Annotated in this window: 24 protein-coding genes; 10 read left to right on the plus strand and 14 right to left on the minus strand. The window is 38.7% G+C overall.

Annotated elements, in window-relative coordinates; translation table 11 throughout:
• Positions 1–62: 62 nt before the first annotated feature.
• Positions 63–704 carry a protein-L-isoaspartate(D-aspartate) O-methyltransferase gene (locus ACX0HA_RS11700; protein ID WP_458845472.1) on the plus strand — a complete coding sequence of 214 codons (642 nt, stop codon included), beginning with the start codon at positions 63–65 and terminating at the stop codon, positions 702–704.
• Between the two features lie 25 nt (positions 705–729).
• Here ACX0HA_RS11700 and smpB read toward each other — a convergent pair whose 3' ends face one another.
• Together smpB and ACX0HA_RS11710 are read right to left on the minus strand one after the other, a co-directional pair.
• Entirely contained in the window at positions 730–1,185 is a 456-nt protein-coding gene (gene smpB, locus ACX0HA_RS11705) for an SsrA-binding protein SmpB (protein WP_458845473.1), read from the minus strand.
• 60 nt (positions 1,186–1,245) lie between these two features.
• Positions 1,246–1,689: a SixA phosphatase family protein gene (locus ACX0HA_RS11710; RefSeq protein ID WP_458845474.1), complete on the minus strand. Its 444-nt coding sequence runs from the start codon at positions 1,687–1,689 to the stop codon at positions 1,246–1,248.
• Between the two features lie 103 nt (positions 1,690–1,792).
• Here ACX0HA_RS11710 and ACX0HA_RS11715 point away from each other — a divergent pair, with 103 nt between their 5' ends.
• Positions 1,793–2,023: a VF530 family protein gene (locus ACX0HA_RS11715; protein WP_458845475.1), complete on the plus strand. Its 231-nt coding sequence runs from the start codon at positions 1,793–1,795 to the stop codon at positions 2,021–2,023.
• Here ACX0HA_RS11715 and ACX0HA_RS11720 read toward each other — a convergent pair.
• The 6 genes from ACX0HA_RS11720 to ACX0HA_RS11745 form a co-directional block, all read right to left on the minus strand.
• Positions 2,020–3,597, minus strand: a complete 1,578-nt coding sequence (locus ACX0HA_RS11720) for an MntP/YtaF family protein (protein ID WP_458845476.1) — start codon at positions 3,595–3,597, stop codon at positions 2,020–2,022. The two genes, ACX0HA_RS11715 and ACX0HA_RS11720, sit on opposite strands and share 4 nt — an antisense overlap.
• Positions 3,598–3,608: 11 nt before the next feature.
• Positions 3,609–4,763: an ABC transporter ATP-binding protein gene (locus ACX0HA_RS11725; RefSeq protein ID WP_458845477.1), complete on the minus strand. Its 1,155-nt coding sequence runs from the start codon at positions 4,761–4,763 to the stop codon at positions 3,609–3,611.
• Between the two features lie 77 nt (positions 4,764–4,840).
• The gene (locus ACX0HA_RS11730) at positions 4,841–5,251 is read right to left on the minus strand and encodes a hypothetical protein (protein ID WP_458845478.1); all 411 of its coding nucleotides are present in this window, start codon (positions 5,249–5,251) and stop codon (positions 4,841–4,843) included.
• A gap of 59 nt (positions 5,252–5,310) precedes the next feature.
• Complete coding sequence (locus ACX0HA_RS11735) at positions 5,311–6,162, minus strand: aldose 1-epimerase family protein (protein WP_458845479.1); 852 nt, start codon at positions 6,160–6,162, stop codon at positions 5,311–5,313.
• Positions 6,163–6,166: 4 nt separating this feature from the next.
• On the minus strand, positions 6,167–6,604 hold the full coding sequence (locus ACX0HA_RS11740) for an SRPBCC domain-containing protein (protein WP_458845480.1): 438 nt from the start codon (positions 6,602–6,604) through the stop codon (positions 6,167–6,169).
• 82 nt (positions 6,605–6,686) lie between these two features.
• The gene (locus tag ACX0HA_RS11745; protein ID WP_458845481.1) at positions 6,687–6,881 is read right to left on the minus strand and encodes a hypothetical protein; all 195 of its coding nucleotides are present in this window, start codon (positions 6,879–6,881) and stop codon (positions 6,687–6,689) included.
• Between the two features lie 274 nt (positions 6,882–7,155).
• On the opposite strand from ACX0HA_RS11745, the gene ACX0HA_RS11750 reads away from it, so the two are divergent.
• Positions 7,156–7,398 carry a hypothetical protein gene (locus tag ACX0HA_RS11750; RefSeq protein ID WP_458845482.1) on the plus strand — a complete coding sequence of 81 codons (243 nt, stop codon included), beginning with the start codon at positions 7,156–7,158 and terminating at the stop codon, positions 7,396–7,398.
• Positions 7,399–7,464: 66 nt separating this feature from the next.
• Here the strand turns inward: ACX0HA_RS11750 and clpB are convergent, their stop codons facing one another.
• On the minus strand, positions 7,465–10,074 hold the full coding sequence (gene clpB, locus ACX0HA_RS11755) for an ATP-dependent chaperone ClpB (protein ID WP_458845483.1): 2,610 nt from the start codon (positions 10,072–10,074) through the stop codon (positions 7,465–7,467).
• 127 nt (positions 10,075–10,201) lie between these two features.
• On the opposite strand from clpB, the gene ytxJ (ACX0HA_RS11760) reads away from it, so the two are divergent.
• Entirely contained in the window at positions 10,202–10,600 is a 399-nt protein-coding gene (gene ytxJ / locus ACX0HA_RS11760) for a bacillithiol system redox-active protein YtxJ (protein ID WP_458845484.1), read from the plus strand.
• The gene (ytxJ, locus tag ACX0HA_RS11765) at positions 10,600–10,986 is read left to right on the plus strand and encodes a bacillithiol system redox-active protein YtxJ (protein WP_458845485.1); all 387 of its coding nucleotides are present in this window, start codon (positions 10,600–10,602) and stop codon (positions 10,984–10,986) included. The genes ytxJ (ACX0HA_RS11760) and ytxJ (ACX0HA_RS11765) overlap by 1 nt, the downstream gene beginning before the upstream one ends.
• Positions 10,987–10,988: 2 nt before the next feature.
• Here ytxJ (ACX0HA_RS11765) and ACX0HA_RS11770 read toward each other — a convergent pair whose 3' ends face one another.
• Positions 10,989–11,441 carry a hypothetical protein gene (locus tag ACX0HA_RS11770; RefSeq protein WP_458845486.1) on the minus strand — a complete coding sequence of 151 codons (453 nt, stop codon included), beginning with the start codon at positions 11,439–11,441 and terminating at the stop codon, positions 10,989–10,991.
• 50 nt (positions 11,442–11,491) lie between these two features.
• Entirely contained in the window at positions 11,492–12,778 is a 1,287-nt protein-coding gene (gene fahA, locus ACX0HA_RS11775) for a fumarylacetoacetase (protein WP_458845487.1), read from the minus strand.
• 108 nt (positions 12,779–12,886) lie between these two features.
• Between fahA and glyA the strand changes: the two genes are divergently transcribed.
• Together glyA and ACX0HA_RS11785 are read left to right on the plus strand one after the other, a co-directional pair.
• Positions 12,887–14,161 (plus strand): serine hydroxymethyltransferase, encoded by a 1,275-nt coding sequence (gene glyA / locus ACX0HA_RS11780; RefSeq protein ID WP_458845488.1) that lies wholly within the window; start codon positions 12,887–12,889, stop codon positions 14,159–14,161.
• Between the two features lie 113 nt (positions 14,162–14,274).
• Complete coding sequence (locus ACX0HA_RS11785) at positions 14,275–14,715, plus strand: hypothetical protein (protein ID WP_458845489.1); 441 nt, start codon at positions 14,275–14,277, stop codon at positions 14,713–14,715.
• A gap of 136 nt (positions 14,716–14,851) precedes the next feature.
• Here ACX0HA_RS11785 and ACX0HA_RS11790 read toward each other — a convergent pair whose 3' ends face one another.
• The gene (locus ACX0HA_RS11790) at positions 14,852–15,424 is read right to left on the minus strand and encodes a pentapeptide repeat-containing protein (protein ID WP_458845490.1); all 573 of its coding nucleotides are present in this window, start codon (positions 15,422–15,424) and stop codon (positions 14,852–14,854) included.
• Positions 15,425–15,597: 173 nt separating this feature from the next.
• On the opposite strand from ACX0HA_RS11790, the gene ACX0HA_RS11795 reads away from it, so the two are divergent.
• Together ACX0HA_RS11795 and ACX0HA_RS11800 are read left to right on the plus strand one after the other, a co-directional pair.
• On the plus strand, positions 15,598–16,332 hold the full coding sequence (locus tag ACX0HA_RS11795) for a DUF2092 domain-containing protein (protein WP_458845491.1): 735 nt from the start codon (positions 15,598–15,600) through the stop codon (positions 16,330–16,332).
• Positions 16,333–16,336: 4 nt separating this feature from the next.
• On the plus strand, positions 16,337–17,434 hold the full coding sequence (locus ACX0HA_RS11800; RefSeq protein ID WP_458845492.1) for a DUF6515 family protein: 1,098 nt from the start codon (positions 16,337–16,339) through the stop codon (positions 17,432–17,434).
• Between the two features lie 68 nt (positions 17,435–17,502).
• Here the strand turns inward: ACX0HA_RS11800 and aqpZ are convergent, their stop codons facing one another.
• Both aqpZ and ACX0HA_RS11810 read right to left on the minus strand, forming a co-directional pair.
• On the minus strand, positions 17,503–18,225 hold the full coding sequence (gene aqpZ / locus ACX0HA_RS11805; protein ID WP_458845493.1) for an aquaporin Z: 723 nt from the start codon (positions 18,223–18,225) through the stop codon (positions 17,503–17,505).
• Positions 18,226–18,475: 250 nt separating this feature from the next.
• Entirely contained in the window at positions 18,476–19,018 is a 543-nt protein-coding gene (locus ACX0HA_RS11810) for a hypothetical protein (protein ID WP_458845494.1), read from the minus strand.
• A 444-nt stretch (positions 19,019–19,462) separates the two neighbouring features.
• Here ACX0HA_RS11810 and ACX0HA_RS11815 point away from each other — a divergent pair.
• A partial coding sequence (locus tag ACX0HA_RS11815) for an L-type lectin-domain containing protein (protein WP_458845495.1) occupies positions 19,463–21,438 on the plus strand: 1,976 nt, incomplete at its 3' end.

Here is a 21,438-nt window from a genome sequence, read left to right on the forward strand (position 1 = left end):
CTGATTCGGGTTTGACAATACCGTATTGTTTACTATTTTTACCGAAATTAATCTCCTTACCATTGAAAGACACAGCCAAACATCAGGGACTTCGTAATCAGCTTGCTGCAGTTTTGGAGCAGAAAGGCATTACTGATAAGAATGTCCTCGAAGCCATAAAAAAAGTGCCGAGGCATCTTTTTCTTAATTCGAGCTTCGAAGATTATGCTTACCAGGATAAAGCTTTCCCTATTGGTGCAGGGCAGACTATCTCTCAGCCCTATACTGTTGCTTTTCAGTCACAGCTGCTTCAGGTAGAAAAAGGACATTCGGTATTAGAGATTGGTACAGGCTCGGGCTATCAGACTGCCGTTTTATATGCTATGGGCGCCAAAGTATATAGCGTGGAGCGCCAAAATGAGCTTTTCAAGACTACATCGCTGCTTTTGCCTAAGTTAGGCATACGCCCAAAACACCTTTCATTTGGCGATGGCTATAAAGGACTGCCTAATTTTGCCCCTTTTGATAGTATTATTGTTACAGCCGGTGCACCACTGATACCAAAACCATTAATGGCGCAGCTGAAGATAGGAGGTAGGCTTGTAATACCTGTGGGAGACGATCCGCAGATCATGAACCTTATCATTCGTAAAAACGAGACGCAGTTCGAAAAACATGAACTTGGAGAATTCAGGTTTGTACCACTGCTTGAAAATAAAAACTAAAAAAGGCCTCAATTGAGGCCTTTTTCTATTTGAATTCTTTTTTGATCCTGTCAATAGCGCGCTTATCATCGCGTTCTTTCATGGTTTCACGTTTGTCATAGTTTTTCTTACCGCGTGCAAGCCCAATGTCCAGTTTTGCAATACCTTTTTCGTTGGTGAAAAGCTTTAACGGAATTATAGTAAGGCCTTTATTCTGAACACTTTTTAAAAGGTTTTTCAGTTCTTTTTTATTCAGCAGCAACTTGCGTTCGCTTTTTGGAGTGTGGCTAAAGCTTCGGCTATAGGCATACTCTTCGATATTCGTGTTTATGGCAAACAGCTCGTGCCCCTGAAATTCACAGAAACTTTCGGCAATAGAAGCCTTACCCAAGCGTATGGATTTAATTTCAGAACCTGCAAGTACAATACCTGCTGTATAGGTTTCGATTATTTCATAATCAAACCTGGCTCTCTTATTTAGTATGTTAACCGTTTTTTGCATAAGGATGGCAAAGGTAAGCACAATAGTTTAATGCTACAACTGTAAGATAAGTTACAATTTTTATAATTTTTCAAGTTTGCAGGTTATCTCACTGCCTTTTATGGTGACAATATACAGGTAACCAAATTCAATTTCATCAATTTCATCATATTTATTCTCCCGCAGCAGCTTATTGACATATTTAGGGATGGTGTTGCTATGCCCAACAATGAGCACCGATTTACCCGTGTTCTTCCCTGCAATGGACATAAGATCCATTTCTGAAGGGTTATAAGTGTTTATCGTCAGTTTATTGGCTGTAGCCAATGGTTCGGCTGTAACTGTTGTACGCTTATAGGGAGTTGAATATATGGCAGTAATGCTTTTATTGCTAAAATAGCTTTCCCATTTTTTGGCACGGGCTTTCCCAACTTCAGATAAATCAGTATCCTGTGAGGCATCAGCTTTTTCGGCATGCCTTATAAGGTAGATAGTTGTTGTTTCCTGTGCTGATAAACTACTCATAAACAAAAACATTAGGATGAAGTAAATGTGTTTCATAAAACCGGTTTTTTGATTGTGATTGTAACAATAAGTCACCTGTTTTAATATTTGTTACATTTACACCATGGAAAATAACACTTCAAACAATCCAATGCATGGCATTACCTTAAAGAAAATACTGGAAGATCTTGTAGGCTTTTATGGCTTTGATACGCTTGGCGAATTAATAAAGATAAAATGTTTTAATGATAATCCCAGCATCAAGTCCAGTCTTACCTTTTTGCGCAAAACCGACTGGGCACGCAAAAAGGTAGAAGAACTTTATATAAGGACACTGCCTAAGCTAAATAATTAGGCTTCCGGTATGCCTTTCCATTTTCTTAGGGCTTTTGTAAAAAAGTACATATAAAGCACTACAATTGCCAGAGTTGCAGCAAATAAGATTATAAAGTTGCTGTTCATCCATTCATAAACCGGATAACATGGGTCATTTGCTACAAAATACTCATAATCATATTTTCGATAGCCATAGCTTACATAGCTATATACTTCAATCCATAGTATGGGTACTATTGTAGGTAACAACCAAAGCAAAAGGTTTACGAGTATATAAGAAAGTTTTTTAGATTGCTTTTTACGAAATATCCTTATAAACCAAATGCCTAATAATATTATTATAACTAGCCAGATAGCCGGAAAAAGGACTTCTTCACTTATTTGAATGCCTAACCCATGCCTTGCGATCATGGTAAATATAATGGTTATCAGGCCTGAGATTGCCAAAGACACCGCGGCAATCAGCCAACTTTTACCTGATGTAACCCTGAATGAAAAAATCAGTAATGAAAGTGAGAAAGCGAAATATAGTATGATGAAAATATTCTCAATATCATATTGGTTAAACCATGCTTCAGACATTCTTGTATACGATAAATCCAGTTGAGTGTAAGGGACGTGGTATTTTGGAACGGTAACATAATCACCCCTGATCCGTTTAGAATAGTTATTTACAGTATCATGGATGCCCTGATAATACATTTCCTCGCCTATAGATCTAAGCGAATCCCTTCCTACCTCTAAATGTGTTATGTACTGCTTAGGATGATATATGATATCCATCCATTTTTCAGACGAAATATTTGCTTTAAGGCCATGCTCTTTTGCCAGGACAAGAAAGTCATCCATTACTTTTTTAATAGAATCTTTTTTCTGGTCGTAAAGCCATCTTTTTACCTTAAACTCATTAATGGAGTCTTGTGAGTATTGCTGTAGTGTGAATTTACCTGTGTTTTTATTCATGAATGATGTATGGTAGTAAAGAATACCATAGTAGCACACAGAATCCTTTTGTACGGTATCGTTTTCAGTAACCATAGCTGCGCTTTCTACAGCATAGTCATCATATTCATTATTATAGTTGTCTTTTTCAGTAAGGGTTTTATCGGTTTCATACTGGTCAACGGGGCGGTAAGATCCTTCTATAAAAAGAGCGGCCCTGCTTATGATATCCATTCTCTTTAGCGCCTCTTCTTTGGAAAAATAATGCCTTGCCCTTAGCTTATAGGCATATTCAAAACTATGATAATAATTACAGTTCAGTATGCATATAACAAGAATGAGCAGCCATTCTTTGTATAACTTGTTTTTGGTTTTAGGGTAAAAAGATTTAAAGGCATTGTTCCTGAAGTAAAAGACAAGCCATAAAACAAATGTCAGAATGGCTATCATAACGCCAAAAAATGCAGTAAAGCTAGAAACAATCCTATAGTTGTCTTCTGCAAGGCTTGTGAAATTTATTTTTCCGTAGAGGTACCCATAAACGAAAAAGACTAAGTTAATTACCAGTGTTATGGCAAGTAATGGTACGAATTTTACATTCCATATCAATGGATGGTTCAGCAGCAGGTTTTTCTGTATATTTTTAAACATGATGGTCTTGATTAGGAAACGAAGAAACGTCTTGTGGAGTTAGTTATATCACGGAAATACATAATAGGGATATTATGTTCAATCACGGCATTCAAAAAGCTATTTACTGTGGTATCATGGCTAAATGAAGCGATGAAAGTACCTCCGTTAAACTGCAGGTTTATCAACCCAATAGTCATGAGTATATCATTAAGCCTGGCCTGATCCCAATTGCTGTCAAATTCAATTACCAGATGTTTTTCTTCCGGCACGTTTCCGGCTGTTGACGAACCATGCAGGTTTTTCTGTTTACCCTGTTTCAGGAAAATAACCTGGTCAGATGTTTTTTCTACCTCATACAACTGCTGTGAACTCAATATGATACCTATCGGCCTGAAAGGAGATTTGGCGATAGCCCTGAAATCTTCAAGTACAGTTTGCTGCGCCAGGATATCAAGATTGGCAAGAGGTTCATCTATAAGAAGTACACGAGGCTTTCTTAAGAGCATTCGTGCCAACTCAAAACGCATCTTATAGCCGGATGAAAGGTCTTTCCATTTATGAAGCCTGAATTTTCTCAATCCAAGGCGCGCTATGATAAGTTCTACAACTAAATTGTTTTCCTGTGGCGTGTAACCATAAGAGGCAGCCGTAAAAACAAGGTTTTCGTACATCGATCCGTGCCAGGTATCCGTGCGCTGAGGTATATAGACAAGTTTTGTTCGCAGGTCATAAATGTCCTCATGTTTAAAATTGTAATTGATATTGCCTGATGTAGCATAAAGCTCACCGCACAAAAGGCGCAGGAGGGTGGTCTTCCCGTTTCCGTTTTCGCCTACAAGGCCTATAATGTCACCTTCAGAAAGGTCAAGGTCTATAGGGCCTAAAGCGAAAGTAGATGAGTACTTTTTTGAAAGTTGAGTTGCAGTTAATATTTTTTCTCTGGGTTTTACCGGTTTCAGTGATAATACCTCATGCAGCTCAGATAAAAGTGCGGTGAGCTTTTCGGAAATTATGGGACTGTTTTCATTAGCATCGATCCAGTCGAGTAATGCGTTGGCCTTTTGATAAAATGATGTATCCTGAGTGTCCAGCGTAAAATCAATGATACGCTTTGTAGCGAGAGTGTAGTCCCCGAATTTGATGAGGCTTTGCGCTTCTTCAAAACTTTTTTGAAAATCGGTCATAGTTGATGAGTAGGTTTTCAAAAGTAATAAAGAAGTTCTTACAAAAACAAAAAATCTCCATTAAGGAGATTTTTAATTTATTCTGTAACAGTTATCGTTTTACTAATATAAGGGTTGGAAGTGTTTCCTGTCCTGAATCTCAATTCATAGGTTCCGGCTTTGTTAGACTTGAAAGTATAAGGTTCTACTTTTGTATCTTTGTTTTCCGGGCATTCGCAGCCTTCATAATCTACAACTATTGTAATGTCTTTAGGGAAAATATCCGTTTCTGAAAAGGCATTGAATTTTCCGCATGTTCCATAAGGTAGATATGTGACGTCAAGAACCACAGGTAGATCAATAGTGGTTGTTGTAGGGCCTGTTACCTCTGTTGCCGGTGTTGCCTGCCTCACAAAGCAGTAAGGGTCATCATTATTAGAAGAGCAGGCGATTCCTATACCTGCAAGTAATACCAAAAGGGCAATAAATTTAAATTTGATCGTTTTCATTTTTCCTGTTTTTCTATAAAGATGTAAAACTGTTTTATAGGTTGCGTGATACAACAAATTTAATGTAATATTTGAATTGAGAAACCGGCATTATATTCTTTATTTGGCTCAAGCATAATTATTCCTTCTTTGTTTTCTAAATTTCCGGAAGCATTATAAGCATCAGAATATCCCTGCCATGGTTCAATGCATAAAAAAGGAGCCTCTTGCTTTGTCCATATTCCCAAATGGGGGAAGTTTTCAAAAACAACTTTCAGGAAAGGGCTGCTGTTCTTTGCTATTGATACATATCCGGATTCAAGGGATTTAAATATAAGGGCATCATTTTTAAATGTATCGTATGACAAGTTAAGCTTACCCGATTTAGAAGGAATTTCTATTGTCTTATCAGATATCAGGTCATTTTCAAGCTGGCTGCTTATAAGAGATTCTTCTTTTTCAAATTCGAGGCTGTAATCTTCAAAATTTCCGGGCAAGGCAAATGCGGGATGCGCGCCTATAGAAAACGGCATGACTATTTTCCCCGTGTTCTTCACAGTGTAATCCAGATGTAATGTTTTTTCTCGTATCGTATATTTCAGTTCAAGCTCAAAATCAAAAGGATATTGTTTTCTTGTATCCTGATCGGAAACAAAAGAAAAGGTCACACTCCTGCTGCCATGTTCCTTAACCACGAAACGGTTGTCTCGCGCAAAGCCGTGACGGGTCATGCTAAATTGCTTTCCGTCATGTGTATACGTATTGTCTTTAAGCGTACCTACTATCGGAAATAGGATAGGGGAGTGTTTGCCCCAAAATTCCGGGCTGCCTTCCCATATATATTCATTATTAGAGTCTTTTAGTGAAATGAGTTCTGCGCCCTGTGGATTGATTATGGCAGTCAGATGCTCGTTGGTAATTGTAATATTCATAAGGTTACAGTGCTATTGGTCTTTTTTCGGCCAACGTTTTTATTTTGTGCGAAGCCGTTTCGCCAAAGTTAACACTTGCATCATAATATTTAGTACCTTCTGTCAGAATTGCAAAATCGCCTATCTCAATACCCAGCCAAGTGTACCCATCAGCATCAATAGATAGTGTATAAGTATAGCCTACACTGGTAATGCTTTCATCATTCCAGGCGGGAACATATAGCGAGTATTTCAGCTTTTTGTTGAGTTCAAGTTCTATAACCCTAAGTCTGGAATAGCCGGGCCATTCAATAATAGTTGCCGGATGGATCTCGTAATCCCCAAAATCTTCAGGTAGTTCGTCCCACTTCCTTATATATTCAGGTTTAGTTAGCACTTCCCATACACGGGTAACCGGAGCATTGATCCGGATGTTGTTTTTAACGATTAGTGACGTACTCATAATTGCAATTTTTTTAATTGGAATATAAAGTTACAAACACCTCTTTTACAGGGAAATGCTTTAACGTGACTTTATAATCTGTTTATGATTCGTCTTTTGTGGTTCTTATAAGGCCAATGCCCGATATAAAAAATACCAGTCCTAAAACGCCATAAATAGATGTGATCTTTATGTTTTGTTCACCGGTAGAAGTATTGGCAAATACATATGCAGCGTAGATAAGGCTAATAATTCCGAGAATGGTCAGGATGGCGCCAAAAATTCTTTTTAAGTTCATAACAATAGTGTTTATTGATTTTATTGCAAAATTGATGTTTTATTGAGTATTGTTTATTATGTTTAGAAAAACATTAACATGATTTAGGTTGTTTTGCTTATTTGGTTTTTAAACCTCAATATTTTAAGGGGTTTGCAGGAATGTATAAAGTAATGACTACAAAATATATCTTAAGCAAAAGTTATATAGTCATAAAGTTCTATAACGTAACGTTTTAAATTCGGAAATTGCAGTAAGATTTGAAAGGAAGTCTATTTCTAACACCCTTACATGTATGAGACCAATCTACTATTTCCTATTATTAATAGCCCTGTTCTTTACAGGGTATTTCATCATAAACGGTTTCAGTTTTGATAATATAACGTTTAGTGATTACCTTATAAATACCTTATTCTTCTTATTGCTGTCTTGCGTAATTGTTGCTGTAATAGGTTACTTTATAGCAATTAGGAAAAAACATCTTAATAAAGATGTTATGACTATAAGGCAGTACTATCAATATAAGAGTGCCCGTTAATATGAGGGCATTAAAAGAGAAGCCCCGCACATTTGGCGGGGCTTCTTGATTTATATCGATATTCTGTTATTGCTTATTTACCAAATCGCTTTGATTCCTGAAAACCAGCTGTCCGTCAAAACTATCGAGAAGTATGATGCTGTCGGTAGTTACTTTACCTGAAAGTATCTGTTTAGACAGTTCGTTCATTACTTCTTTCTGTATTACACGTTTTACAGGTCGAGCACCAAAGTCAGGATCATAGCCTTTTTTAGACAGATAGTCTATAGCTTCTGGCGTTGCATCCATTGTAATATTCTGTTGTGCCAGTAGTTTGGTAACCGATTTTATCTGTAACCCAACGATCTCTTTAATGTTATCAGAGCTTAGTGGTGTGAACATCACGATGTCATCAATACGATTTATGAACTCTGGGCGTACTGTTTGTTTCAATAATCCCAATACTTCAACTTTAGCAGCTTCTATTGCAGCCTCTACATTGCCTTTCAGGTTTTCGAATTTCTCCTGAATAATGCTGCTGCCCATGTTAGACGTCATAATGATGATCGTGTTCTTAAAGTCTGCTACACGTCCTTTGTTGTCAGTAAGTCGGCCTTCATCCAGTACCTGTAATAATATATTAAAGGTGTCAGGGTGCGCTTTCTCGATCTCATCAAGCAATACTACCGAATAAGGTTTTCTTCTTACAGCTTCAGTAAGCTGTCCGCCTTCATCATAACCTACATATCCCGGAGGCGCTCCTACCAGTCGGCTCACGCTATGGCGTTCCTGATATTCGCTCATGTCTATACGGGTCATGGCATTTTCATCATCGAACAGATATGAGGCAAGTGCTTTGGCAAGCTCTGTTTTACCAACACCTGTCGTACCTAGGAACAGGAACGAGCCAATTGGTTTCTTCTGGTCCTGCAGTCCGGCACGGCTTCTCCTTACGGCATCACTCACAGCTTCAATTGCTTCTTCCTGGCCTACCACACGTTTGTGCAGTTCATCTTCAAGGTTTAGCAGTTTTTCACGTTCACCCTGTAGCATTTTGGTTACCGGTATGCCGGTCCATTTAGCTACAACTTCTGCGATATCTTCACGGGTTACTTCTTCCTTAATTAGGGTTTGCCCTTTTTGGGTTTCCTGAAGCTGTTGCTCCATCTGGTGGAGTTTTTCTTCAGTATCTTTTATTTTTCCGTAACGAAGCTCGGCTACTTTACCGTAGTTGCCTTCACGCTCAGCACGTTCTGCCTCAAGCTTAAAGTTCTCAATTTCGGTTTTAGCTGCCTGAATGTTGTCTACAACATCTTTTTCACTTTTCCAGCGGGCATAGATTTCATTGCGTTCCTCTTTAAGGTTGGCAAGATCCATACCAAGTGATTTCAGTTTGCTTTCGTCATTCTCACGTTTAATGGCTTCGATTTCAATTTCCAATTGCATGATCTTACGGTCAAGTACGTCAAGCTCTTCCGGTTTAGAGTTGATTTCCATGCGCAGCTTAGAGGCAGCCTCGTCCATAAGGTCAATAGCCTTGTCCGGAAGAAAACGGTTAGTTATATAACGCTGTGATAATTCAACAGCTGCGATAATAGCCTCGTCTTTAATACGTACCTGGTGATGGGTCTCATATTTCTCTTTAATACCACGAAGAATTGAGATAGCGCTTTCAGTATCCGGTTCATCCACCAATACCTTTTGGAAACGACGTTCCAAAGCTTTGTCTTTTTCAAAGTATTTTTGATACTCATCGAGGGTAGTGGCACCTATCGCACGAAGTTCACCACGGGCAAGTGCCGGTTTCAGGATGTTTGCAGCATCCATAGCGCCATCGCCACCGCCTGCACCTACAAGCGTATGTATCTCGTCAATGAAGAGTACGATATCACCTTCTGCTGAGGTTACTTCCTTCACAACCGATTTCAGTCGCTCTTCAAACTCACCTTTATATTTAGCACCGGCAATAAGGGCACCCATGTCAAGAGAGTACACCACTTTGTCTTTAAGGTTTTCAGGAACGTCACCCTGAATGATACGGTGCGCAAGTCCTTCGGCAATGGCAGTTTTACCAACACCGGGCTCACCCACAAGCATAGGGTTGTTTTTGGTACGTCGTGAAAGTATCTGCAGTACACGTCGAATTTCTTCGTCACGGCCAATAACCGGGTCAAGCTTACCATCATTGGCCAGCTTGTTGAGGTTCTTGGCATATTTGTTCAGCGAATTATAGGTCTCTTCGGCACTGGCCGATGTTACTCTTTCGCCCTTACGAAGCTCATCAATAGCAGCTTTAAAAGCTTTTTCGGTTATACCCTGGTCTTTTAGTATCTGGGCTACCTTGCTTTTAGAGGCAAAGATCGCTAATAGCAAATGCTCGATCGAAACGAACTCATCGTTCATCTTGCGGGCAATGTTAGAAGCTTCATTCAATGCTGTTGATGCATCGCGTGAAATTCCCATCTCACCACCCTCTACTTTCGGGAAGCTTTGCAGGGTGCTGTCCAGTATCTGGGTGAACAGCTGTAGGTTTACATTCAGCTTTTTAAGAAGGAATGGCGTTACATTTTCGTCTACCTCTAAAATAGCTTTAACTATATGTTCGTTTTCAATTTGTTGATGGCCAAAACTTTGGGCAATTTGCTGCGCCCTTTGGATGGCTTCCTGAGATTTTATAGTAAAATTGGCAAAGTTCATATCTTAATTTTTTTAAATTTGATAAGAATGTTTCAATTTATGTTCCAATACGTAAAATCTGACAAATAGTCTGATTTTGAACAAAATAGAATAAAATTAACAGACAAAATGTCTTAAAAGTGTCAATATGAGTATGTTCGGTAAATTATTCGGTGATTCTAACAGTAAAGATAATCCATCTTCTGATATGGATTGGAACGATTTAACAGATTTAAAACAGTTGGATGAGATTATTGATGAGTCTGCCGATACGCCTGTTATTATCTTCAAGCATAGCACCCGCTGTAGTATCAGCCGTATGGCATTGAAAACTTTTGAGAGGGAATATAATATCGAAGAGGGTAGTGCTAAGCCTTATTTCCTTGACCTTTTGGAACACAGGGATATTTCTAACGAAATCGCTTTGCGTTTTGAGGTTGTGCATCAGTCGCCACAATTGATACTAATAAAGAATGGAAAAGCTGTCTATACCACTTCGCACAGCGATATTGATGCGGTTGAGCTAAAAAACAGAGTAACTGCTTAATGGGGATAATAGCTAAATATCCTGGACAAGATTATTACCTGGACTATGTTGCACCACCTACAACGGAATGGACGAACTTAATCTCTCCTGAACAGTTAAAAGAGGTTATTAAAGAATCATTCAGTTATCAGGTAGTTATTTTTAAGCACAGTACACGCTGCGACCAGAGCAATGCCATGCTTAAGAATTTTGAAAGGCGTTATGATTCAAAGGATAATATTCCCAAACCCTATTTTTTAGACCTGATCGCTCATCGTGAACTGTCTGATGAAATAGCATTACGTTTTGATGTTAAGCACGAATCGCCGCAGGTGATTTTAGTAAATAATGGAGTAGCGACACAATATGCGAATCATATTGATATAGCCAGTATAAATTTTAAATAGAATCAAACAGTGGTTTCTGTTACATTTTTATAAGAATCAACCATCTTGGTGAATTCACTTTCGTCAATTAAAATTACTTCATCTAAACCAAAGCACAATCCAAAGATATAATTGCCTGAAGTATCGAGGAATTTAGAGCCAAAATGATAAGACCCACCTGAAGTGTAATTATAAATTGAATCAATTGTGAGATGTCGGGATTCGTAAACCGGCTCAATTGTAATTTTACAATTTGGCAAATCATATTCTCCCAATACAATAATATCTTTTTCGGAACTTAATTCATATACAAGAACTTCATAATCTATTAAAATCTGAATAAGCAGTCCTTCATCTGTGTATAGTATAAAAGTGTCGCCAAGGTGCAGGTATTCCGTTTCATCTTCCAGAACATTAATCCTGCTTATTGATTTTATGCTTTTATCTCTAAGGTAGCTTAATCCCAAATTATCCATAGTCAAATATATAAAAGAAAACGCCCCGTATTAGCGGGGCGTTTCAATTTTTATTTCTTTTCGAATGGAGGAAGAAGCTTGCTGCTTACTTCGCCAAATCCGATTCTTACGTCGTTATTCTGGCAGTAGCCTCTCATGATAACCGTATCGTTGTCGTTAATGAATCTGCGCTCGCTGCCGTCTTTCATCGCGATTGGATTCTTACCACCCCAACTTAGCTCAAGCATCGATCCGTAGCTGTCCGGCGTAGGGCCTGAGATTGTTCCGCTACCCATAAGGTCACCGCTGTTTACACGGCATCCATTCACCGTATGGTGTGCTAATTGCTGCGCCATACTCCAGTACATATATTTAAAGTTGGAGTTCGATATTACAGTTTCTTCTGCATTTTCCGGTTCAATGGCAACCTGAAGGTTGATGTCGAATGAATGAGCACCTGTTTGCTGTAAATATTCCAAAGGTTTTGGTTCTTCCTGAGAAGGGCCTTCTACACGGAATGGCTCAAGAGCGTCAAGTGTAACGATCCACGGAGATACCGATGAAGCAAAGTTCTTGGCAAGGAATGGCCCTAGCGGCACATACTCCCATTTCTGGATATCACGTGCGCTCCAGTCATTGAAAAGTACCAAACCGAAGATGTGGTCTTCTGCTTCTCCAACCGGAATCTGTTCGCCCATTACGTTAGCATCGGTAGTGATGAAAGCCATTTCAAGCTCAAAATCTACCAGTTTAGACGGACCGAATACAGGCTGCGTCTCACCGTTTGGTAATGTCTGTCCCATTGGACGGTGTACCGGAATTCCTGAAGGAACGATAGTAGACGATCTTCCGTGGTAACCTACAGGCAGGTGAAGCCAGTTTGGTAATAAAGCGTTTTCCGGGTCACGGAACATTATACCTACATTGGTTGCGTGCTCACGGCTTGAGTAGAAATCGGTGTAATCACCAATAAGTACCGGAAGCTGCATTTCTACATCCTGTATGTTAAAGATAACTACAGCTTTATGGTCTTCACTATTTTGAAGCGTAGTATTGTTTACATCAAAAAGTTCGGCGATGCGGTTACGCACTAATCTCCATGTCTTTTTTCCGTCAGATATAAAGTCATTTAGGGTATCCTGCATGAACATATCGTCAGTAAGCTCGATGCCTTCAAAGTAATTTAACTGCTGAAGAGCTCCAAGATCGATAGCGTAATCGCCTATTCTTGTACCAATAGTAACAACATCATCTTTAGTTATAAAAACGCCGAAAGGAATGTTTTGTATAGGGAAATCACTGTCTTTCGCTACGTTAAGCCATGATTTTCTTGTTGGATCGTTTGCTGTAAGAGGCATATTTCGTTGTGTTTTTTTTATTTTATTGAATGGTCAAATATAGTTTGGTCATTCGTTTTACCAAACGTTTTTCGTACTTTTGACGACAAATTAACGAAAAATTATACAATGCAACGCGACGAACAAATTTTCGACCTTATTCTTGAGGAACAGGACAGGCAAATTCACGGTTTGGAACTTATCGCATCAGAAAACTTTGTAAGTGACCAGGTAATGGAAGCTGCGGGTTCTGTGCTTACTAATAAATATGCTGAGGGCTACCCTGGCAGAAGGTATTACGGAGGCTGCGAAGTGGTTGACGTAATTGAGCAAATTGCTATTGACAGGGCTAAAGCGCTATTTGGTGCTGAGTATGCTAACGTACAGCCGCACTCAGGTTCTCAGGCTAATGCTTCTGTATTCCATGCTTTCCTTAAGCCGGGCGATAAAATTTTAGGTTTCGATCTTTCTCACGGTGGCCACCTCACGCATGGTTCTCCTGTGAACTTTTCAGGAAGGCTTTATGAACCGGTATTCTACGGTGTTGAAAAAGAAACTGGTCGTCTTGATTATGATAAAATTCAGGAAATAGCTACTAAAGAGCAGCCAAAACTTATCATCGCAGGTGCTTCGGCTTATTCTCGTGATATGGATTTTGAGCGTTTCAGAAAGATTGCTGACAGCGTAGGCGCTTTCCTTTTTGCTGATATCTCTCACCCAGCAGGGCTTATTGCTAAAGGCCTTATGAATGACCCAATCCCTCATTGCCACGTTGTAACTACAACTACACACAAAACCCTTCGCGGGCCAAGAGGTGGTCTTATTCTTATGGGTAAAGATTTTGAAAACCCATTCGGACTGAAAACTCCAAAAGGAGAAACAAGAATGATGTCTTCTCTTCTTGACTTAGCTGTATTCCCGGGTAACCAGGGAGGGCCACTAGAACATATCATCGCTGCTAAAGCGGTTGCTTTTGGAGAGGCTTTATCTGATGAGTTCTTTACTTATACTATGCAGATACGTAAGAATGCCCAGGCTATGGCTGCAGCATTCGTTAAGCGTGGTTATGATATCATTTCGGGAGGTACAGATAATCACATGATGCTTATTGATCTTAGAAATAAGAATATTTCAGGTAAAGAAGCTGAAAACGCACTTGTAAAAGCTGAGATCACTGTAAACAAGAACATGGTTCCGTTTGATGATAAGTCGCCATTCGTTACTTCAGGTATCCGTGTTGGTACTGCTGCTATAACAACCCGCGGACTTGTAGAATCTGATATGGAAATTATCGTAGACATGATAGACAGGGTTATTCTAGACCATACAAATGAGGAAGTACTTGAGCAGGTTGCCGATGAGGTCAACACTATGATGAGCGAAAGGCCGATATTCGTATTCTAATATCTGACCTGATAATATATTTAAATCCCATCCGCTTAGCGAGATGGGATTTTTTTATGGATTACATATTGAAAAGGTTTTGTAACTTTAATGGAAACTAAAACCATTCAACTATGAAAAGTATTTATGCAGCACTAGTATTATTGACAGGGATGTTTTGCAATGCCCAGACCTTTGGAGCCACAGCACTTGCTGTAAAAGGAAATTACAATCCCTCTGAGCAGGTAACAGGACAGTGGCTGAAAAAAGGCAATAGCGATGCTGTAATGGTATTTGCCAAAACACCAAATGGCGTAAGTGAATCCACCACACTAGTGCAACGCATGCTCCTTGAAAATGATATCAATTTCGAAGAACCGGACATTTACAACAGCATCGAAGGTAAGGATGTGACCAATAACAATAATAACAGGAATCCTGATACGATGAATACTTCCATCCAGAAAGGCAATTCAAAGATAAATGTTGTCTGGAAGGCTAAAGACGGATCGATGATACAGCTGTTGCTGACAAAAACGGCCTATGAAGTTATAGTGATGAATGCGTATAAATAATACTTATCCGGCCTAAAATAAAAAAGACCCGTGGGTGGAAGCCCCTGGGTCTTTAAACTATTAATCGTTGTAACATGATTAATAGTGAGCTGCAAATGTACGATGCATATTCTTTAAAGCCTAATAAACGGGCTTTTTATTTTACAATAATTTCATATTTGTCTAACAGTCCCTTTAGTCCTGCCTGCGAAAACATTGCTTTTTTAAGCTTATTTCGCTCAGGGTCAATAGAGAAATTATAACTTGTCGTGAAATCGGCTTTGTTGGCAATAGCATCAATAAAGACTGCTTTATGCATGTTGCAATTGTCAAAAACTACCCCTGTAAGGTCGGTATTCATAAAATCTACGGCGATAAGGCTACAGTTTGTAAAGACAGTACCTTTTATTTTTAGTGTGTAGAATTTTGCATAATCCAGCATGCAATCTTTAAATTCTATTTCAAAAAGCAGCGGGTCTACCATTGAGAAATTAACCCCATTAAAGTCACAATCAGTAAACAAAGCTCCCCTGAAGGCTACGTAATTTATTTTTGCTTCATAAAAATTGCACGAAATAAAAGTGCAGTCTATAAATGCAACACCTGTAAAATCGCATGTCGAAAAATCACATTCTGTAAATGTGCAACGTTCAAAATCATTATACATTATGGCATCATCGCCAAAGGTTTCGTTGTTGTATTCACGGCCAATTAAATAGGTCTCTGACATTTTGTAGATATTTTGAATCAGCAAATATCGACAGAAACATTGTAATAGTGTATCATTAATTTAATTTCCTTTCCCTTGGTTATCTTGGTAATTTTTTGTTAAAAAAAATAGTATTATATGTTAAATTAATTCGTAATTAGTTAATTTTAAGTGGTTAACCAATTGTTTGTACCATGAGAAAAACGCTTGCAATTATTTTAATGACCATTTGTTTTAGTGGTTATTCCCAAACCGCAAAAGTAGATTCTTTAGCGGTTATTGTCCTGAACCGTATGAGTGATATTATTGGCAGCCTGCATTCATGTAGCTTCACCCTTAATACCGCTTACGATGAATCAGGAGAGCATGGACTCGAAAAGAAATTTTGTGAACATGTGGTGCTCATGAAAGGTCCTGATAAAATGCTTGTGCAGGCTAGGGGAGAAAATTTCCATAAGGGGTACTGGTATAATGGAGAACAGATTATCTATTATTCTTATGACCAGAATAATTATTCTGTCATTGATGGACAAAATACCATTATGGAGACAATAGATCACGTTCATGATAATTATGGGATTGATTTCCCGGCGTCTGATTTTTTCTATCCAACATTTACTGATGATGTTATCGCTTTTTCGAGTACAGTAGCTTACTTAGGCAAAAAAAAGGTTGAAGGTAAAGACTGTTTTCACGTATTTACAGAAAGCCCTACACGAATTGTACAGATATGGGTTTCTGATGATGCATATAATTTACCTCTCAAATTCCTGATTATTTACAAAGACAAAGAAAATAGTCCGCAATACATTGCTTCTTTTTCCGACTGGAAAATAAACCCGGACTTACCCGATGCGCTTTTTGATTTTAATCCGCCACCGATGGCCAACGAAATTAAAATGATCAATAAATCAACCCAAAATAAGTGAGACTATGAACAGTATAAGCAAAAAAACTATTAGGAGAACTATTGCATTTGTAGTTGTCATGATTATGCTATTTCCGTCAATCGCCGAAGCCCAGCGTATGGGACACAGAGGCGGCGGTGGAGGTGGTGGCCGTTCTATGTCTGCTTCAAGACCGGCACCATCATCAAGGCCTGCTGCTGCGTCAAGGCCCTCATCGTCGACAAGGCAATCCCCTTCACATAATAATTCTTCACCGGGGCGCAGCACCATTAATGGAGGAAACCAAAGTGTAAACAGGGGGTACAATAATACTTCTAATAACCGTGCAACAACCAGAGATGCTAATGCTGCACACAATAATTCCGGGAATGTTTCTACAAGGGATGTTAATTCAGGGCGTAACACCAAAACACCACCAAGAACATCTACTAGGGAGGCAAATTCTGGAAGAAATAATGGAGCGTCTGTAAGTGACCGGGATAATAACAGGAGAAACGATGGAAATCGCGGTAATAATAATATCAATTCAGGCAACAGGGGAGATGTAAATATAAATATTGATAACAGCCGTAACGTTGCAGTCAGGTCTAATCATGCAGTATATGCAAGGCCGCCTTATCATTATGGAGGAATGGGTTATTATGCTTACAGGCCCTATTTTTATCATCCGTATCGCCCTTTTTACTGGGGTCCTGTATGGCATCCCTGGGGCTTTTTTATAGCAACACTTGCTACAACAGCAATCATTGTATCTGTCCAAAATCAGCAGTACCATTATGATCAGGGTGTATATTATTTACCCAGCAATGGAGGTTATACGGTTGTTCAGGCTCCGGTGGGAGCAACAATAACAACCTTACCTTCAGGTTCACAAACAGTGGTAGTAAATGAGACAACCAACAATTATTATTATGGAGGTACATATTATGAAAAATCTGATGGAGGATACACAGTTGTTCCTCCTACTGCAGGAACCGTTGTTGAACATTTACCTGAAGGCGCTGAAGAAGTAAGGGTAGGAGAACAAACCTATGTAAAATATGGCGATACTTACTACCAGCCCGTAAAGGTTGATGGAAAAGACATGTATGAAGTAGTAGATGTTAAAAAGGAAGATAAGTAGGAATCTATTCAGGTCATTAAAAAAAGCATTCGCCCCGGCGAATGCTTTTTTTAATGGTTATAATATTGTTACTGAATACGGTCTTCCGGTTCAAAATCGGTTTTACGCAATAGTGTTTTATAAAGTATACCACCAGCAATAGCACCTAATATTGGAGCTGCAATAAACAACCATACCTGCTCAAGTGCCCATCCTTGTACAAATACTGCCTGGCTTATGCTTCTTGCCGGATTTACTGAGGTGTTGGTTACAGGAATACTGATAAGATGGATCAGCGTCAAACCAAGCCCTATTGCTATTCCTGCAAAAACTTCACGGGCACGGTCTTTTTCTGTTACTCCAAAAATTATAATGATAAACATGAAGGTCATTACAAACTCAGTAATGAAAGCTGCTGTCATGTTATATCCCCCGGGAGAATGTTCTCCATAGCCGTTTGCTGCAAATCCGCCTATGTCACTTCCATTGCCTGTTGCAATAAGATATAATATCCCTGCACCTGCGATACCTCCCAATATCTGTGCAATCACATACGGTAGTACCATAGATGCTTCTACACGTCCACCGGCCCATAAGCCAATGGTGACTGCAGGATTAAGATGCGCTCCGGAAATGCGTCCTAAAGCATAGGCAATTGTCAGAACGGTAAGTCCAAAGGCCAGAGCTACTCCTACGAGTCCAATACCTATAAACGGTTCCGATTTGAAATTGGCGGCCAAAACGGCGCTGCCACACCCTCCAAGCACTAGCCAAAGGGTGCCAATGAATTCTGCTGCGAATTTTTTTGTCATAATTTATAAGGATTAAGTTGGTTAAATTAGAAAGACAATGAATAAATTCTGAGATAAATACAAAGAGCAATTTTGAAAGAAAAACGATAGGGAAAAGAAATGCCTTACCTTTTGAGGCTTTTAAAGCAATAGCTGTAAATACAGGCATGGTATTCATAATCAGCTTTTTAATGAGATTAGCTAATTTAAGAAATATAATTTAATGATTTGATTTTATGATGATTAAATATAGTTAGAGTGATAATTAATCTTATTTGTTTCTCTTTTTTCTGAAGTTATGGCTTATACCAAATCCAAGAGTATAACTGTCATAAGCATTCCATCTGAAATCATAGTTCAATGAAAACCCCACTTCCCAGGTTTCATCTATTTCAGTACCCCATTCATACCCAAGCCTGTTAAGGAAAAGATTTTCTTCTTTTGCAAATTCGGCTCCCGCTCCAAGTAAAAAAGTGCTGTGTTTTGTAGGTTTATACAAACCCATAAGAGCCGGTGCTATGGGCGAGCTTCTTTTTATTACTTCGCCTTCGTCAAGATTGGCTTCAACTTCGAATTCCTGGGTAATAAAGTCGGTGTGCAATCCGATTGCCCATTTGTCAGAAAACCAATAATCATAATCCAGGCTCCATGAGGCAAGAAAAAGCCATTTTGTTTCAGCATTACTTACACCTTGAGATACATTTGTATGACCTAAAGCAAGCGTTATTCTGTGTTTTTCTGAATCATCATCACTTTGGGCATATCCTGAAATCAGGGGGAGTAAGAAAATGAACCCGGAATATAGCAGTTTCATTAGTGAATGTTTTTGGTTAACTAGTTTAAATTTAGTTAAATAAGTTGAGGTAAAACCTAAGTTAACATTTATTTAGTAGGCTAATTTTTCTAAATAAATGGTTTTAAGGTAGGGTTTTAGATTTTTAATTTGTTTATATTTTATGGGTTTTAAAACAATATATGTTTGTTTTATTTTTAACAAAATCAGTGCTTTAAGTTATTTTTTTAAAAGTTAAATTTTTACAAATAAAAAGTTAATAAAAAGCTTTAGATTTGAGGCTTTTAAACCAAACCAAATCAATCTATTATAAACATGAATGTCTTAATTCAATTTTGTTTACAAGTTTTAATCCGGAATATACCAATAACTATTGCTGTGTTGTCTAAATCACAACATAGCTCAGATGTTACTTTTTGCCTGAATAGATAATAATAATTATTTAAAATTGACAATACGTTTGTAATGAAAAAGATATTTCACATGATTAATGCAAGACCTCATATTCTCCTTTTAGGATTTTGCTTATTATTTTCTTTTGCCGGATTTGCTCAGCTTACGCCAACATTTATTGGGAGTGCAACTTCGACATCACCTAATTGTTATACAATTACCACCAATACCCAATCGAATTCCGGAGCTGCATGGTACAATAATCCAATTGATTTATCTCAGGATTTTGATATAGTTTACAGTGCTTTTTTTGGTGCAAATGCCGGTGGGGCCGATGGTATGGCGTTTGTGTTAAAATCAACTCCTAACGCTGTAATAGGTACTGTTGGCGGTGGTTTGGGATATCAAAACATTTTAGGTGCTTCTTTAGCTGTAGAATTTGATACTTATACAAATGGCACTCCGACAAATGATCCTTCCTATGATCATATTGCTTTGCATAAAAACGGAAATATATACCATTCAGGGTCTGATAACCTTATTGGGCCTGTTCAGGCTTCATCAACCTCTACGAATATAAAAGACAATCAGCAACACGAAGTAAAGATAACATGGAGGGCTAATACCCATATATTAAAAGTTTATTTCGATTGTGTTGAGCGTATTAGCTATGACAATCAGATAATTATTTCAATTTTTGGAGGTCAGCCCACTGTGTACTTTGGTTTTACAGGATCTACAGGTGCTTTGTCAAATCAACAGTCTGTTTGTTTTAAATATCTGTCTTTTTTACCTTCAAGTTTTCAGGATCAGATTGTTTGTGAAGGAGGATCTGTCAATAATGTTGATGGTACCATACAAGGCGCTGCCAGTTATCAATGGTCTCCAGCAACGGGCGTGAGTAATCCCACGATTGCAAACCCTGTTTTCACTCCAACAGTAACAACGACATATGTACTTACAGTAACAGACAGCTGTGGACAGACAATTGTACGTGACTTTACAGCAACTATAGCTGATATTGGAGCAGCTGATCCAATCGATCTTGTTGCATGTGGAGATCCTACCCAAACCCATGAGTTTGATCTTCATGAAAATGACGCTGTTATAAAGGCTCCTCTTGCAGATCCTGATGATTATGAAGTGGAATATTACGCTTCCATGCAAGAAATTAATGATGGTGATCCTATGATATGGTACCCATCAGGAACGGGATATCCGGGTACTAATGGTCAGGTGATTTATGCTAAAATTGTAGGTTTTTCTAATCCTTGTTATATAGTAAGGCCTTTTGTTCTAAGAATATCTGATTGTGAGGTTGAAATGGAACCTTATACGGTACACGTTTGTGAGCCTGCGCCTTATGACGGATTCGAAATTTTTGATCTTACTTCTTATACCGACGAGATGACAGTTGCAAATCCTGTGCCGGCATCCTATGTATATGCCTTCTATCATTCACAGGCAAATGCTGAAGCAGAGAATAATCCTATTACAAACCCTACAACTTATTCAGGAACTACAGAAACTATTTGGGTAAGGGCTGATGATACTTCAGTTACAGGTTTTGATTCTTATGGAATTGAACAGCTTTCGCTGATTGTTACGTCTCAACCTGATATTGCAGCTGTTAATGATGTGTCTGCTTGTGGCTCTTATACTTTACCTGCCCTTACTATGGGTAATTATTATTCACAGCCGGGAGGAGCAGGAGCACAGCTTAATCCTGCAGTGCCATTAACGTCTTCGCAGACAGTTTATATTTATGCAACACAAGGGACTGCGCCTAATACATGTACAGACGAAGAAAGTTTCGATGTTACCATCTACACGACTCCTATTGTACCTGAACTTTCAGATGTTCAGGCATGTGACACTTATGAACTAGCCCCGCTTACTGTAGGAGGATATTACACTGCTGCCGGTGGTACAGGCACCCAGCTTTTCCCTGGTGATTTCATAACAACTACACAAACGATATATATCTATGCCGTAACCGGCGATGCGACAACGATCTGCAGTGACGAGTCTGATTTTGTGGTAACGAT

The organism is Flavobacterium hauense (assembly GCF_054457175.1).